16 protein-coding genes are annotated in these 14,280 nt (G+C 56.2%); 8 read left to right on the forward strand and 8 right to left on the reverse strand.

The features are described from left to right. Positions 1-42 precede the first annotated feature (42 nt). The 6 genes from RT613_RS15275 to RT613_RS15300 form a co-directional block, all read right to left on the reverse strand. Positions 43-633 (reverse strand): DUF2585 domain-containing protein, encoded by a 591-nt coding sequence (locus tag RT613_RS15275; protein WP_313616645.1) that lies wholly within the window; start codon positions 631-633, stop codon positions 43-45. Next, complete coding sequence (locus RT613_RS15280; RefSeq protein ID WP_313616698.1) at positions 630-1,280, reverse strand: septation protein A; 651 nt, start codon at positions 1,278-1,280, stop codon at positions 630-632. Before RT613_RS15280 ends, RT613_RS15275 begins: the two co-directional genes overlap by 4 nt. A gap of 2 nt (positions 1,281-1,282) precedes the next feature. Beyond that, entirely contained in the window at positions 1,283-2,755 is a 1,473-nt protein-coding gene (gene ftsY, locus RT613_RS15285; protein WP_313616647.1) for a signal recognition particle-docking protein FtsY, read from the reverse strand. Positions 2,756-2,775: 20 nt separating this feature from the next. Then, positions 2,776-4,050, reverse strand: a complete 1,275-nt coding sequence (gene mtaB / locus RT613_RS15290) for a tRNA (N(6)-L-threonylcarbamoyladenosine(37)-C(2))-methylthiotransferase MtaB (protein ID WP_313616648.1) — start codon at positions 4,048-4,050, stop codon at positions 2,776-2,778. Further along, positions 4,047-4,964, reverse strand: coding sequence for a diaminopimelate epimerase (gene dapF, locus RT613_RS15295; protein WP_313616650.1), 918 nt, complete (start codon positions 4,962-4,964; stop codon positions 4,047-4,049). Before dapF ends, mtaB begins: the two co-directional genes overlap by 4 nt. A 169-nt stretch (positions 4,965-5,133) precedes the next feature. After that, on the reverse strand, positions 5,134-6,201 hold the full coding sequence (locus tag RT613_RS15300; RefSeq protein ID WP_313616652.1) for an MBL fold metallo-hydrolase: 1,068 nt from the start codon (positions 6,199-6,201) through the stop codon (positions 5,134-5,136). Positions 6,202-6,524: 323 nt separating this feature from the next. Between RT613_RS15300 and ffh the strand changes: the two genes are divergently transcribed. The 5 genes from ffh (at position 6,525) to trmD (ending at position 10,296) form a co-directional block, all read left to right on the forward strand. Then, positions 6,525-8,099 carry a signal recognition particle protein gene (gene ffh, locus RT613_RS15305; RefSeq protein ID WP_313616654.1) on the forward strand — a complete coding sequence of 525 codons (1,575 nt, stop codon included), beginning with the start codon at positions 6,525-6,527 and terminating at the stop codon, positions 8,097-8,099. An 8-nt stretch (positions 8,100-8,107) separates the two neighbouring features. Continuing rightward, on the forward strand, positions 8,108-8,425 hold the full coding sequence (locus tag RT613_RS15310; protein ID WP_192490466.1) for a chorismate mutase: 318 nt from the start codon (positions 8,108-8,110) through the stop codon (positions 8,423-8,425). A 33-nt stretch (positions 8,426-8,458) separates the two neighbouring features. Then, entirely contained in the window at positions 8,459-8,836 is a 378-nt protein-coding gene (gene rpsP / locus RT613_RS15315; RefSeq protein WP_313616656.1) for a 30S ribosomal protein S16, read from the forward strand. Between the two features lie 182 nt (positions 8,837-9,018). After that, positions 9,019-9,591 (forward strand): ribosome maturation factor RimM, encoded by a 573-nt coding sequence (rimM, locus tag RT613_RS15320; RefSeq protein ID WP_313616658.1) that lies wholly within the window; start codon positions 9,019-9,021, stop codon positions 9,589-9,591. Positions 9,592-9,594: 3 nt separating this feature from the next. After that, positions 9,595-10,296 carry a tRNA (guanosine(37)-N1)-methyltransferase TrmD gene (gene trmD, locus RT613_RS15325; RefSeq protein ID WP_313616660.1) on the forward strand — a complete coding sequence of 234 codons (702 nt, stop codon included), beginning with the start codon at positions 9,595-9,597 and terminating at the stop codon, positions 10,294-10,296. Here the strand turns inward: trmD and RT613_RS15330 are convergent. Then, complete coding sequence (locus tag RT613_RS15330; protein ID WP_313616662.1) at positions 10,278-11,024, reverse strand: sulfite exporter TauE/SafE family protein; 747 nt, start codon at positions 11,022-11,024, stop codon at positions 10,278-10,280. The two genes, trmD and RT613_RS15330, sit on opposite strands and share 19 nt — an antisense overlap. Positions 11,025-11,293: 269 nt before the next feature. Between RT613_RS15330 and rplS the strand changes: the two genes are divergently transcribed. The 3 genes from rplS to RT613_RS15345 all read left to right on the forward strand — a co-directional run bounded on the left by rplS (position 11,294) and on the right by RT613_RS15345 (position 13,385). After that, a complete protein-coding gene (rplS, locus tag RT613_RS15335; RefSeq protein WP_313616663.1) occupies positions 11,294-11,833 on the forward strand; it encodes a 50S ribosomal protein L19 in 540 nt (179 codons plus the stop codon). Between the two features lie 233 nt (positions 11,834-12,066). Beyond that, complete coding sequence (locus RT613_RS15340; RefSeq protein WP_192490472.1) at positions 12,067-12,750, forward strand: response regulator transcription factor; 684 nt, start codon at positions 12,067-12,069, stop codon at positions 12,748-12,750. Positions 12,751-12,929: 179 nt separating this feature from the next. Beyond that, on the forward strand, positions 12,930-13,385 hold the full coding sequence (locus RT613_RS15345) for a cyclic nucleotide-binding domain-containing protein (protein WP_313616665.1): 456 nt from the start codon (positions 12,930-12,932) through the stop codon (positions 13,383-13,385). A 21-nt stretch (positions 13,386-13,406) separates the two neighbouring features. Here the strand turns inward: RT613_RS15345 and RT613_RS15350 are convergent, their stop codons facing one another. Continuing rightward, positions 13,407-14,210 carry an exodeoxyribonuclease III gene (locus RT613_RS15350; RefSeq protein WP_313616667.1) on the reverse strand — a complete coding sequence of 268 codons (804 nt, stop codon included), beginning with the start codon at positions 14,208-14,210 and terminating at the stop codon, positions 13,407-13,409. Between the last annotated feature and the right edge of the window lie 70 nt (positions 14,211-14,280).

The raw sequence follows: 14,280 nt of genomic DNA on the forward strand, positions 1-14,280 counted from the left end.
TTATGTATCATTTCATAACGATCGGCGACTTTTACGCGGATATCAGGAAATCGCGTTCTGCCATTCTTTGATGGCATCGATCGGCCACAGCAGCATGATGACGTTGAGCGTCAGATTATCGCGGATCAACCAGCCGGTGAACAACTCGAACACCAGAGCCACGACCACGGTCACCCAGACAGGCATGCGCGCTGCGAAGAAGAAACCGAGCGCCATGAACACCGTATCCATCGCCGAATTGAGAATACTGTCACCGGAATAACCAAGCGCCATGGTGGCGCTGCGGTAGCGGTCGATGATCAGCGGCGAGTTTTCAAGAAGCTCCCATGCCGCCTCGATCAGCACGGCAAATGACAGGCGCATCGCAATCGGTTGTTTGCGAAACAGCAGCCATGCAAGGCCAAAGAACAGGAAACCGTGAATGATGTGCGACGGCGTGTACCAGTCGGACAAATGCTGCGAGTTGCCCGGCGTGTTGACGCCAGGTTCAAACAGCTTGACGTAACCACATTCACAGATCGGAATACGACCCATGAAATAGAGAATAACGATCTGCAGCAGCAGAAGTGCTGCGGCAACACCAAACCATTTCATGGATGAAGCGCGGCTGTCTGCCCTGTCGACAAATGTCATTTCTCGTCTTTCACCAGCGGCTCTGTGGAGTGACGCATGATCAGTGGCATCTGCGCCATGGTAAACAGCACAGTGATCGGCATGGTGCCCCAAACCTTGAAGGCAATCCAGAAATCTGTCGTGAAATTACGCCAGACGACTTCGTTCAGCACGGCTAGAAACAGGAAAAAGATACCCCAGCGCAGGGTCAGTTTGCGCCAGCCTTCGTCTGTCAGCTTGAATGCGGAGTTAAAGACGTAACCCAGCAACGACTGACCAAACAGCAGGCCACCCAACAGAATGGTGCCAAACAGCGTGTTGACGATGGTCGGCTTCATCTTGATGAAGGTATCGTTCTGCAGCCACAGCGTCAGCGCGCCGAACACGAACACCACGATGCCTGAAATCAACGGCATCATCGGCAACTTGCGGGTCATGATCCAAGACACGATCAGCGACGCGGCCGTGGCAATCATGAACAATCCGGTGGCAATAAAGATCGGCCCGCCGAACTCGGTCAGAACAGGAAACTTTTCTGCCAGCCATTCGCCACGCGAATTGGCAAAAAAGAAAACCATCAACGGGCCAAGTTCCAGCACCATCTTCAACAGAGGGCTGGTCTCCTTGACCATCTTTTCGCTCTCGCGCTGATTGCTTTCCACGTCCATCATCAAACTCCCGCAATCGCTTTCGCGAAATCTTCAGCCTCAAAGGGTTCCAGGTCATCCACACCTTCGCCCACGCCGATGAAATAAACCGGCAGTTTATGTTTAGCAGCGATGGCAACGAGGATACCGCCGCGAGCCGTGCCATCCAATTTTGTCATTATCAGGCCGTTGACGCCCGCCACATTGCGGAAAATTTCCACCTGGTTCATGGCGTTCTGGCCGGTCGTGGCATCCAGTGTCTGCAACACGGTGTGGGGTGCCTCGGGATCAAGCTTGCCAAGCACACGCACGATCTTTTCAAGCTCGGCCATCAACTCGGCTTTGTTCTGCAAACGCCCGGCCGTGTCGATAATCAGCACATCGCTTTTCTTGGCGCGCGCCTGCTCATAGGCATCATAGGCAAGACCAGCCGCATCAGCGCCCAGTTTCGTGCCGATGAATTCAGAACCGGTCCGATCCGCCCAGATCTTCAACTGTTCAATCGCCGCCGCACGGAATGTATCGCCCGCTGCCAGCATCACCTTCAGGCCAGAGCCGGACAGTTTGGCCGCCAGTTTGCCAATGGTCGTGGTCTTGCCGGTACCATTGACACCGACCACCAGAATGACATGCGGTTTGTGATTCAGATCCAGTTGCAGCGGTTTGGCAACCGGCGTCAGCACCTTGGTGATTTCGCCGGCCATGATGCGCGCCACATCTTCGCCGCTCACATCCTTGCCGTAACGCTCGGACGACAATGCACCGGTAATGCGCATCGCAGTTTCAACACCAAGATCGGACTGGATCAGCAGGTCTTCCAGCTCATCCAGCGTGTCCTCATCCAGCTTGCGCTTGGTAAACAGCGCCGAAATCTGGCTGGTCAGTTGCGACGATGTGCGCGCCAGTCCGGCCCGCAGGCGCTGGAACCATGTCAGCTTGGGCTGCGGAGCCTCTTCAACCGGCTCGATAACCTCACTTGCCGAGGAAAAACCCTTCGGCAAGACGGTCGCGGTGGGCTCATCGAGTGCAGAAGCAATAATCTCCGGCTCGTCCTCGACGATCACAACGGATTCGTCTGTCTCTGCAAGGGTTTCCTCTTGCGGCACCACATCATTGGCAGGAAGAGCCTTTTCTTCCTCGGCAGCCACGACCTCCGCGTCAGCCTCCGCCTCCGCTTCAACTTCCAGCAAAGAAAGAGGCACGACGCCGATATCACCGACCTCCAGCGCGGTCGGCAGCAATGGCGCGTCGTCTTCTTCAGCCTGCAGTTCTGCCTCTTCGGTCGCGATCACATCGTCAGGCGACGGGCCGCCTGCGGTTTCCATCTCAACATCGAGAACGGGATCATCAACCGGCGAATGTTTCTGCGCCTCAGCCAGAGCCTGCTCAAAAGCGGCTTCGGAAGACTGCTCCTGCGGGCCATTTGGTTCAGCCTTATCCTCTTCGGCCTTGTCCTTGCCGAATGAAAAGACCTTTTTGATGAAGCCAAGGGCCATGACAGTTCCGTATCTTTGTCTCAGGCCGCTTGTGCAGCCAGAAGTTCCATAGTGAGATGTTTGCCGTTGTGACCGGTAATCGCAACCTGCGCAAGAGTGCGCGGTTCAAGCGAAGGGGCCGCAACCAGTGTAAAATTGTCGGTATGCGCAAAACCGTTGTTTTCGACCAGAATGGTCTGCTCGCTACCAACCATGTTTTGCAGATGGCGAAGTTTTAGCGCCTCACCCCGCTCACGCAGCCTTGCCGCACGCTCTTTCACCAGCGCCCGGTCAAGCTGCGGCATGCGTGCTGCAGGTGTTCCGGCACGCGGACTGTAGGGAAATACATGCAGACTGGAAATACCGCACTCCTCAGCAAGTGTGGCGGCATTTTCAAACATCTCTTCGGTTTCCGTCGGGAAACCGGCAATCATGTCAGCACCGAAAGCGATATCCGGCCGCAAGGCGCGCACGTCATGACAGAACCGAATGGCATCGTCGCGCAGATGACGGCGCTTCATGCGCTTCAGGATCATGTCGTCGCCGTGCTGTAGAGAAAGATGCAAATGCGGCATAAACCGTGGTTCATCGGCGATCAGATCCATCAAGTGCTTGTCAGCCTCGATGCTATCAATAGAGGACAGGCGCAAGCGCAGGATATCCGGCACCTGTTTCAGCAGGGTCTTGGCGAGATAACCAAGCGAAGGTTCACCCGGCAAATCAGCACCGTAGCTGGTGGCATCCACGCCGGTCAGAACGATTTCCCGGTAACCGCTTTCGGTCAGTTTGCGGGCCTGTTCGACCACCGCACCCATCGGCACCGAGCGGGAATTACCGCGACCATAGGGAATGATACAGAAGGTGCAACGATGGTCACAGCCATTCTGCACCTGAATGAAGGCCCGCACATGCCCATCAATATGTTTGACCATCTGTGGCGCTGTCGCCTTGATGCTCATGATATCGTTGACACGCAGTTTTTCTTCCGCAGAGACACCAAAATCGGGAAGGGCGCGGTAGGAAGCGCTTTTCAGCTTTTCCTCATTGCCAAGCACGGCATCCACCTCAGGCATCTCGGCAAAGGTCAGCTTTTCGGTCTGTGCAGCGCAACCGGTAACGATGATGCGGGCGTGCGGATTGTCGCGGCGCGCGCGCCGAATGGCCTGGCGGGCCTGACGTACGGCTTCGCCGGTCACGGCACAGGTATTGACCAGAACGGCATTGTTGAGCCCGGCTTTTTCCGCCTCGGCTCTCATCACTTCCGATTCATAGGTATTGAGACGACAGCCGAAGGTAATGACCTCGACGCCGCTCATTTTGCTGAAGCCTCACTGGACGATGCCTCAGCGGAAACATCGCGCTGCCAGGTGCCGGTTTGCGGATCTACGGCACCGGACCATTCCCATTCGGCAGGACCGGTCATGATGACATGGTCATCATCGCGCCATTCAATGGTCAGTGGCACACGGATCGGGCTTGAGGCAACATCGATGGTCACGGTACGCCCGGTTCTGCCCGTGCGTGCCGCGCTGACGCCAGTTGCACAGGCAGCAGAACCGCAGGCAAGGGTCAGGCCTGCACCACGTTCCCATGTGCGGGTGCGCAGTGATGCGTCTGACGTGACCTGCGCCAGCGTGATATTGGCCTTTTCCGGAAACATCGGATGGTTCTCAAGCAGTGGGCCGAAACGCTCCAGATCAAAATCCATCGGATCACGATCCACCCAGAAGATCGCATGCGGATTGCCCATCGACATCACAGCCGGCGAATGCAGGATGGGATTATCGATCGGCCCGATCTGCAATTCGATGCGGCTGGTATCATGGAACTCCTCGGACAGAGGAATTTCCTGCCAGCCAAACCGGGGCTTGCCCATGTCGACCGAAATCATGCCATCCTCATGTTCGACAGCATTCAAAATGCCGGCAACAGTCTGGAAGGTGAACGTCTTTTTGCCCGTTTCGGATGACAGCGCCTGCACCACACAGCGTGTGCCATTGCCGCATGCCTGCGCCTTCGTGCCATCGCAGTTGAGAATGTCGATATAAGCGTCAGTCCCGGCAAGTTTGGGGTCATGGATCGCCATGATCTGGTCGAACTGCGTGGCTTTATCCGCATTCAGCGCAATCGCGGCTTCCGGCGTCACCTTGTCGTTACGGCCACGCATATCGACAACCAGGATCTTGTTTCCAAGTCCGTTCATCTTCGCAAATTCGACCGTGTTCGCCATAGCTGTTTACCTGATAGAGAAAATGCCCGTCATTGAGAGCAGGCTTATTTTGCCCTATATGGCGGAAACTGCATCAAATTACCAGCCTTGAGCCAACATCCCAAACGTGCGTCAGGCATGTATGACCATGGTTGCGAACAATGGTTGGCCCTAATCCTTACAAGGCCGCTCACGCGGGAACGTCAAAAACCTCACCGGGACGCATTGGCCGGAAACGGCTGTGATCCAGCCCTTTTTCGTTGAGCGCCAGCTGGAGCGCAAAAACCGGAGCATCCACCGCCTCATCGGTCAACTGCACCGTGCCCCAGTGATGACCGCAGACATGCCGCGCATCACACAGCATCATGCCCTCCACCGCTTCTGCCGGGTTCTGGTGTTGGCCCTTCATGAACCAGCGCGGTTCGTAGGCACCAAATGGCAGGTTGGCCAGGCGAAACGCGCCATGTTTTTCCTTCACGGCCCGGTAGTTGTTGCCCTGAAAGAAACCGGTGTCGCCGATATGGTATATTTTGCCGCCCGGCGTCTCGATGACAAACGCTGCCCAAAGCGCCATGCGCCGGTCATTCAAGCCGCGCGCAGACCAGTGATGGCAGGGCTCGACGTGAATTTTCACCCCATTGGCGGCGGTGATCACATCGCCCCAATCGCCGACCTCTATCTTCGCATCCGGCACATCGGACAGGATAATGCTGTCATTGCCAAGTGGCGTAATGAAGGTTGGTTTATGGGCACCCTGTAACCGTTTCAGCGTCTCGATATCGAGATGGTCGTAATGATTATGTGTCACCAGCACGATATCGATTGGCGGAAGGTCTTCGAACACGATACCCGGCGGATTGACCCGCTTCGGGCCTGCGAAGGAAAAAGGGCTCGTCCGCTGCGACCACACAGGATCAGCCAGTATGTTCAGGCCGGCCGTCTGGATCAGGAACGACGCGTGACCAACAAAGGTAATCCGCAAATCGGTACCATTGACGCGCTGGTCCGGTTTTGCGGTTGGATAGGGACTGGGATAATCCTCCGGCCATGTCGCCTTTTCGCCGTTGGTGCGCCATTTCAAGAGATCAAAAAAATTCCCCGGAGGTTCACCACCGGGGTTGAAAAAACGTGTCCCGTCAAAGTGATCGGAAACAGGACCACGATAATAGCCAGCGGCCTTCGACTTGTTGGCGGCGAAAACACCACCCGCAGAAAGCGCGGCCAGAGCTGACAATCGAAAAAGGTTGCGACGTTTCATCGCGATGATATAGCCACGGCACCGCCTGTATTCAATGTGACGAGACGTTGCTTTGCCATCACATTGCCGGGAGTTATCGCCAAAGGCCGCTAAAACACCGGAGAGCCTTGACTTTCCCATTACTTTCCTGTTTATCCGCACCGATTAGCTGGCAGTTTAAAGACTCCAAGCCACCGACCGGGACCCGAAAAGGTATAAAGAGATCCCGGAGGTCAACACCCGACAGCGCGTCGCGCCCTCGGGTGCTTTTTGGCTTTGCGTCTTGTTTTTGACAGCAAAAGCACCGACGTTTCGGAAACCCCGGAACGAAGAAGGAAGAAACGATGTTTGAAAACCTCCAGGACCGCCTTGGTTCCATTTTGAATGGACTGACCGGCCGTGGCGCGCTGTCGGAAGCCGATGTATCGGCGGCCCTGCGCGAGGTTCGCCGCGCGCTTTTGGAAGCAGACGTGGCGCTGGAAGTCGTACGCTCCTTCACCGACAAGGTGCGTGAAAAGGCGGTTGGTGCTTCCGTTTTGAAGTCCATCAAGCCTGGCCAGATGGTTGTGAAGATCGTTCACGACGAACTGGTTGAAATGCTGGGTTCCGAAGGCGTTTCCATCGACCTTCATGCACCTGCCCCCGTTGTCATCATGATGGTGGGTCTGCAGGGTTCGGGTAAGACCACCACAACAGGCAAGATCGCCAAGCGCCTGACCGACCGCGAGAAGAAGAAGGTGCTGATGGCATCTCTCGACACGCGTCGTCCCGCTGCGCAGGAGCAGCTGCGTCAGCTCGGCGTTCAGACAAGCATCGACACACTTCCGGTTATCGCTGGACAGTCCCCGACCGATATCGCCGCACGCGCCGTTCAGGCCGCGAAGCTTGGCGGCCATGACGTCGTCATTCTCGATACGGCTGGCCGTACCCACATCGACGAACCGTTGATGATGGAAATGGCCGACATCAAGAAGAAGGCCAACCCGCACGAAATCCTGCTGGTTGCCGACAGCCTGACCGGTCAGGATGCCGTCAATCTTGCGCGCAATTTCGATGAGCGCGTTGGCATTACCGGCCTTGTCCTGACCCGTATGGACGGTGACGGCCGTGGTGGTGCTGCCCTTTCGATGCGCGCCGTCACCGGCAAGCCGATCAAGCTGATCGGTACCGGTGAGCGCATGGGTGAACTGGACGAGTTCCACCCACGCCGTATCGCAGACCGTATTCTCGGCATGGGCGACATTGTTTCGCTGGTTGAAAAAGCCGCTGAAAACATCGACGCCGAAAAAGCCCGCGCCATGGCCGAAAAAATGGCCAAGGGCAAATTCGATCTTAACGACCTTGCTGACCAGCTTGCCCAGATGAAAAAGATGGGTGGCATGGGCGGCATCATGGGTCTGATGCCCGGCATGGCAGGCATGAAGGACAAGATGGCTTCGGCCGGTCTGAACGACAAGATGTTCGACCGCCAGATCGCCATCATCTCCTCGATGACCAAGGCTGAGCGTGCCAACCCTGACATGCTCAAGCACAGCCGCAAGAAGCGCATTGCCGCCGGCTCCGGCACCGATGCTGCTGAAATCAACAAGCTGCTCAAGATGCATCGCGGCATGGCCGACATGATGAAAGCCATGGGCGGTAAGGGCAAGGGCGGCATCATGAAACAGATGATGGGCGGTCTCGCCGGCAAGATGGGCCTTGGCGGCATGGGTGGAATGGGCGGCATGCCTGATCTGGCCAACATGGACCCCAAGCAGCTTGAAGCCTTGCAGAAGCAGGCGGAAGCCGCAGGTCTGACCAAACCGGGTGCAATGCCGGGTCTTGGCGGTCTGCCAGGTGGCCTTCCTGGTCTCGGTGCAGGCAAACTGCCTGGCCTTGGCGGACTTCCCGGCCTGCCCGGCTTTCCGAAAAAGAAGTGAGTGCGATCATGACCAATTCTGAAGTGAAAGCCCAACTCGCAGAATACCGCCAGTCCATCGACAACATCGATGCTGCACTGGTCCATGTTCTGGCAGAACGGTTCCGCTGCACAAAGGCAGTTGGCGTCCTGAAAGCCAAATACGAATTGCCGCCGGCAGACCCGGCGCGCGAAGAATACCAGATCGAACGCCTTCGCCGTCTGGCCAAGGATGCCAATCTGGACCCGGATTTCGCTGAGAAGTTCCTGAACTTCATCATCAAGGAAGTCATCCGGCATCATGAAGCAATCGCTGCCGAACATGGCAGCAACGAAAAGACCGCCTGACCGGCGGACACGACATCTCAAGGAGTAAATGACATGACACTTAAAATTCGTCTCGCACGCGGTGGTTCCAAGAAGCGCCCTTACTACCAGATCGTAGTTGCTGACGCCCGTTCGCCACGCGACGGCCGTTTCCTGGAAAAGGTTGGTTCCTGGAACCCAATGCTGGCCAAGGACAACCCACAGCGCATCGAACTGAACGCTGACCTGGTTAAGACCTGGCTCGAAAAGGGCGCACAGCCTACCGACCGCGTTCTGCGCTTCCTGAACGAAGCTGGTCTTGCTGAGCGTCCAGCACGCAGCAACCCAGACAAGGCAAAGCCAGGCAAGAAGGCTCTGGAGCGTATTGCTGAGAAGAAGCAGAAGGCTGAAGACGCCGCTGCTGCTGCTGCAGAAGCTTCTGCTGCCGAATAAGTCCGGCATTCACGCATCAAAAAGCGGGTGGCATGGTTCATGCTGCCCGCTTTTGTTTTGAAACACGTGGGCTATCGACGTTTTTAGAAGCACAAGTGGCCGGGTTTCAGGCATTTTTTGTTTCAATTTCGAATGCATGCTTTTACAAGCATCTTCATCAACATTCTCCAACGGACGAGCCCATGGCAAAGCTGGAAAACCCGATTCTGATGGCCAAGATCGGCGCGGCGCAAGGCCTGCGCGGTGAAGTGCGCGTCAGCTCCTATACAGACGACCCAATGGCGCTCGGCGATTACGGCAACCTCGTTGCGGCTGACGGACGTGTTTTCGAAATTCTCGAAATGCGCGAGAACAAGACGGTGGTGATCGTCCGGTTCCGTGGCATCAACGACCGCAATGCGGCAGAAGCCCTGAACGGTCTTGAGCTTTTCATTGATCGGGAAAACCTGCCTGACGACGAACTCGATGATGACGAGTTTTTCTACGCTGATCTGGAAGGGCTGGAAGCCGTTGACGCCGATGGCAAAAGCTATGGTTCTGTCACCGCCGTTCATGACTTTGGTGCCGGCGACCTTCTTGAGTTGAAAGGCGCGGGAAGACGTCCTGCCCTTATTCCCTTCTCGGAAGCAGCGGTTCTGGAAATCGATCTCGAAGCTGGCAAGATCCTCATCGATCCGATGGCGGCCGGTCTGATCGATAACCCCGATGATGGCAAGGACGATCCTGACCATCCGGTTTTCGGCAAGAAGAAATAATCCATGACCTTCAAGGCTACGGTCCTGACACTCTACCCGGAAATGTTTCCGGGTCATTTGGGCTACTCACTCGCTGGCAAGGCGCTTGAGCGTGAACAGTGGTCTCTGGAAACGGTGCAGATCCGCGAATTTGCCACAGACAAACATCGCAGCGTCGATGACACGCCTGCAGGCGGTGGTGCCGGAATGGTGCTGAAACCGGACGTTCTGGCACGGGCCATTGATCACGTCTCGCAGGATGACAACAGACCACGTCTGTTGATGAGCCCGCGCGGCAAGCCTTTGACACAGGAGCGTGTGCGCCAGCTGGCCGAGGCAGAAGGCGCCATTATCGTTTGCGGCCGCTTTGAAGGTATCGACCAGCGCGTCATTGATGCCCGCAATCTCGAAGAGGTTTGCATTGGCGATTACATCCTGTCCGGCGGCGAACCGGCAGCGCTGACGCTGCTGGATGCGGTGGTGCGTATCCTGCCTGGCGTGATGGGTAACGACCTCTCAGGCGTGCATGAAAGTTTTGAGGGTGGGCTGCTGGAACACCCGCATTATACCCGCCCACAGGTCTGGGAAGAGCGTGACATTCCCGCTGTTCTGACCTCCGGAAACCACGCTGCCATTGAAAAATGGCGCCGCGAACAGGCACTCGCCCTGACACGCGAACGTCGGCCTGATCTTCTGCCCAAAGACACTCAGAGCGTGAAGAAATAATATCCCGTCAGCAGGGCTCCGACGGCAACGACGAGCAGACGCACCAGCCATTGCGGTACGCGTCTTGCGATATGAACCCCGACATATCCACCGATCGCGGCACCGGGGATCATCACCAGCGCCGCCAGCCATGAGACAACGCCGCCGCTGACAAATACAACGATGGCGATCAAGGCAACCACCACCGACAGCAGGTTTTTCAGCGCATTCATGTAATGATAGCTGCCACCGGTCGTCAGACCGAGAACGGCCAGCATCATGATACCAAGACCGGCGCTGAAAAAGCCGCCATAGATAGACACCAATCCCTGACATACCACACTGGCGAGGTTACCCGCCGAACGTTCCGTGGTGGATTTGGGCCGCAGCCACGGACCGGCGGCAAAAAGCACGGTCGCAGCAAGCAGCAGCCAGGGCACCAAATGCCGGAAAGAACTATTGTCCAACGACAGCAGGAGAAGCGCACCCATCAATGCGCCAATCACTGAAACGATGCACAGCACAACGGCCTCGCGCCAATGGCGCCTGATTTCCGGCAGATAGGCAATGGCTGATGTGACATAGCCCGGAAACTGTACGATGGCAGATGTCGCATTGGCTGAGATCGGCGTGATGCCGACCACTGTCATGGCACCGAATGTCAAAAACGTGCCACCACCGGCAATGGCATTGGCTACGCCGGCAAGAAGCCCTGTCGCAAACAAAAAAACTGCCATACTAATCGACATGAAACCTCTCCCGGGAATGGGCATGCCATATCGCGCGCTATTACGCCTCGCAATCCATGCTGAAGCGGCTTTTGGCGATAAATATTGTGTTTAATGGGATGACAAATGCGCCGCTTTGCTGTATGTGCGCCCGTGGAAATGGGAAATATCCCTTAACCGCAAGCAAAGAATGGTGAATTCGCCCCTGCCGCAAGGCAAACCCTCAAGGCTTAGATCCAAGAGGACCATGTTGGGCGCTCTGGCTGTTTCAGAAGAAATCAGAGGTTAATATGACTAACATTATTGAACAGCTGGAAGCCGAACAGGCCGCCAAGATTGCTGCCAAGCGCACCCTGCCTGAGTTCTCCCCAGGTGACACCGTTCGCGTAAACGTACGCGTTACGGAAGGTAACCGTACCCGCGTACAGGCTTACGAAGGCGTTGTCATCGCGCGTTCCGGCGGCGGCATCAACGAGAGCTTCACCGTTCGCAAAATCTCCTACGGCGAAGGCGTCGAGCGCGTATTCCCGATGTACTCTCCGCTGGTTGAAGGCGTTGAAGTTGTACGTCGCGGTAAGGTTCGTCGCGCGAAGCTCTACTACCTGCGCGACCGTCGCGGCAAGTCTGCACGTATCATTGAAAACACTGGTACACGCGCTCGCAAGCTGAACGACGCTGAGCGTCAGGCAATTGCCGAAGAAAAGGCACGTCTGGAAGCTGAAAAGGTTGCAGCAGCACAGGCTCTGGCCGCCGAAAAGGCAGCAGCAGAAGCCGCTGAAGCAAAGGCTGCTGAAGAAGCAGCAAAGGCAGCAGAAGCAGCTGCTGAATAAGATTTCGAATGAGGCCTCGGTCTCGTTCTGGATATCGGAAGGCCGCACCGGCAACGGGGCGGCCTTTTTATTTGCGCTGACGAGATGCTTTGTACACGCAAAACGCCCCTAAAATCACGATCCAGTGCATTAATCGGCCATTATCACGCTTTTTTGCCTTTTATCCTGCGTTCTGAGCACTAAATATGAGCTCGAACCGCAAACAAGTTATTGAAACAAAAGGCAAGCAACGCATGACGGCTCGAACAATCCTTCTTGTTGACGACGATGATGACCTGCGTGAGACGCTGAGCGAGCAGTTGTCGCCCTATGAAGAGTTCTCGCTGCTGACAGGCGCAAACGCTGCCAAGGCCATCCAGACGGTCAAGGATGCGCAGGTTGATCTGCTGATCATGGATGTAGGCCTGCCTGACATGGATGGGCGTGAAGCCGTTAAATTGATGCGCAAGGGCGGCTTCAAGGCGCCGATCATCATGCTGACCGGCCATGACACCGATTCCGATACCATTCTCGGCCTGGAGGCTGGTGCCAACGACTATGTCACCAAGCCTTTCCGCTTTGCTGTCCTCTTGGCACGCATTCGTGCGCAGCTGCGCCAGTACGAGCAGAGCGAAGACGCCGTCTTCACGGTTGGTCCTTACCAGTTCAAGCCAAGCCAGAAGCTTCTGACGACGGAAGACAACAAGAAGATCCGCCTGACCGAAAAGGAAGCGGCGATCATCCGTTATCTCTATCGGGCCGGAAATGCGGTTGTGACCCGTGACGTTCTGCTGGAAGAGGTCTGGGGTTACAACTCTGGTGTGACCACCCACACGCTGGAAACGCACGTTTACAGACTGCGCCAGAAGATCGAACGCGATCCCTCCAACGCCGAAATCCTGATCACTGAAAACGGCGGCTACAAGATCGTTCCGTAAGGTCATCTTGGGCTTTGAGGCCGGTCGCAACCCCGTCAGGAAGCACGGATCGCATTTCAGAGCGTGAAAACACTATGACAGCGTATTTCCATCGCCACAGCGGACTGGAAATGCGTTGCATTTTGGTGTTTTGATGAAAATGACATCCCTATAAAACGCAACGGGTTGCGGAGCATGTTATGGCATTGATGGACGACATTCGGCTGCTTTCGCAGGTCTCGCTGTTTGCGGGCCTGAGCGAAGACCAGTTGCGGCTGATCGCCTTTGGTGCAGAACGCCGCCGGGTGTCGACCGGCCAGCTGCTATTTCGTGAAAACTCCCCGGCCGAATGCGCGTTTCTGGTGACCAAAGGCGCCTTTGAGCTGTCCAACATGGGCCGCAGCGGCAAGCCCATTCTTGCCGCAACCCCGGGTGAAGGCACGCTGTTGTCGGAGCTTGCTTTGTTTACCTTGTGTGAGCGCAAGTTCACGGCCGTTGCCCGGGAAGATTCCGAGGTGATCCGCATCACCCGCACACTCTTTCACCGCCTGGTCGAAGAGTATCCCGATGTCGCCGACATGGTCATCGGCCGCATCCGCGACAACATTGCCTCACTGGCATCCGGTGCTACCGGCATGCAGCACCGTTTCAACTAGAAAATTAGCCTGAAAGCGGCTTCAGAACTTGAAATGCGCCGTTACCGGAACATGGTCGGACGGCCGGTTCCAGCCGCGTGCTTCACGCAGGATGTCAATCTTGTCCAGAGATGGGCCCAGATCCGGCGATGACCAGATATGGTCCAGACGACGGCCACGGTCGGCCACATCCCATTCCTTGGCGCGATAGCTCCACCACGTGTAGATCTTTTCGCTGTCCGGCACGTTGAGACGCATCAGATCCAGCCAGTCACCCTTTTTCATCACATCCAGCAGGCCTTCTGTCTCGATAGGTGTGTGGCTGACAATTTTCAAAAGCTGTTTGTGCGACCAGACGTCATTTTCAAGCGGCGCAATGTTGAGGTCACCGACCAGGATCGATGAAAGCCCCGGACCAGCATCGGATTTCAGCACCTTCATTTCTTCTATGAAGTCGAGCTTGTGGCCGAATTTCGGATTGATCGTGCGGTCTGGCTCATCACCACCGGCCGGCACATAGAAATTATGGATACGGATACGACGTGATCCCGCCTCGACAATCGCCGACACGTGCCGTGCATCACCGATACCGCAATAATCCTGGCGATGATCTTCGCTGAGAGGCAGTTTCGAAATGATTGCCACACCATGATAGCCCTTCTGGCCATGGATCATGATGTGATTGTAACCAAGCGCCTTGAGCGGCTTGAACGGAAACTCACCATTGGGACATTTCGTTTCCTGAAGGCACAGCACATCCGGCTGGTAACGCACAAGAAACTGCTCGACAATCGGCATGCGCAATCGAACCGAATTGATGTTCCAGGTGGTAATCGAAAATGTCATGCTTGCTCCGCGTTCCCATGCACTGGCAAGGCCAGTAACCCTTGCGGCAGGCTTACACCATCAAACCGGA

This window comes from Agrobacterium sp. (assembly GCF_032092815.1).
Taxonomy (GTDB): Bacteria; Pseudomonadota; Alphaproteobacteria; order Rhizobiales; family Rhizobiaceae; genus Agrobacterium.

Coding starts and splice junctions, on each gene's coding strand:
- RT613_RS15275 (WP_313616645.1), bottom strand. CDS start 633: ATGACATTTGTCGACAGGGCAGACAGCCGCGCTTCATCCATGAAATGG.
- RT613_RS15280 (WP_313616698.1), bottom strand. CDS start 1,280: ATGGACGTGGAAAGCAATCAGCGCGAGAGCGAAAAGATGGTCAAGGAG.
- RT613_RS15310 (WP_192490466.1), top strand. CDS start 8,108: ATGACCAATTCTGAAGTGAAAGCCCAACTCGCAGAATACCGCCAGTCC.
- RT613_RS15330 (WP_313616662.1), bottom strand. CDS start 11,024: ATGTCGATTAGTATGGCAGTTTTTTTGTTTGCGACAGGGCTTCTTGCC.
- RT613_RS15340 (WP_192490472.1), top strand. CDS start 12,067: ATGACGGCTCGAACAATCCTTCTTGTTGACGACGATGATGACCTGCGT.
- trmD (WP_313616660.1), top strand. CDS start 9,595: ATGACCTTCAAGGCTACGGTCCTGACACTCTACCCGGAAATGTTTCCG.
- rplS (WP_313616663.1), top strand. CDS start 11,294: ATGACTAACATTATTGAACAGCTGGAAGCCGAACAGGCCGCCAAGATT.
- ftsY (WP_313616647.1), bottom strand. CDS start 2,755: ATGGCCCTTGGCTTCATCAAAAAGGTCTTTTCATTCGGCAAGGACAAG.
- RT613_RS15350 (WP_313616667.1), bottom strand. CDS start 14,210: ATGACATTTTCGATTACCACCTGGAACATCAATTCGGTTCGATTGCGC.
- rpsP (WP_313616656.1), top strand. CDS start 8,459: ATGACACTTAAAATTCGTCTCGCACGCGGTGGTTCCAAGAAGCGCCCT.
- mtaB (WP_313616648.1), bottom strand. CDS start 4,050: ATGAGCGGCGTCGAGGTCATTACCTTCGGCTGTCGTCTCAATACCTAT.
- dapF (WP_313616650.1), bottom strand. CDS start 4,964: ATGGCGAACACGGTCGAATTTGCGAAGATGAACGGACTTGGAAACAAG.
- RT613_RS15300 (WP_313616652.1), bottom strand. CDS start 6,201: ATGAAACGTCGCAACCTTTTTCGATTGTCAGCTCTGGCCGCGCTTTCT.
- rimM (WP_313616658.1), top strand. CDS start 9,019: ATGGCAAAGCTGGAAAACCCGATTCTGATGGCCAAGATCGGCGCGGCG.
- ffh (WP_313616654.1), top strand. CDS start 6,525: ATGTTTGAAAACCTCCAGGACCGCCTTGGTTCCATTTTGAATGGACTG.
- RT613_RS15345 (WP_313616665.1), top strand. CDS start 12,930: ATGGCATTGATGGACGACATTCGGCTGCTTTCGCAGGTCTCGCTGTTT.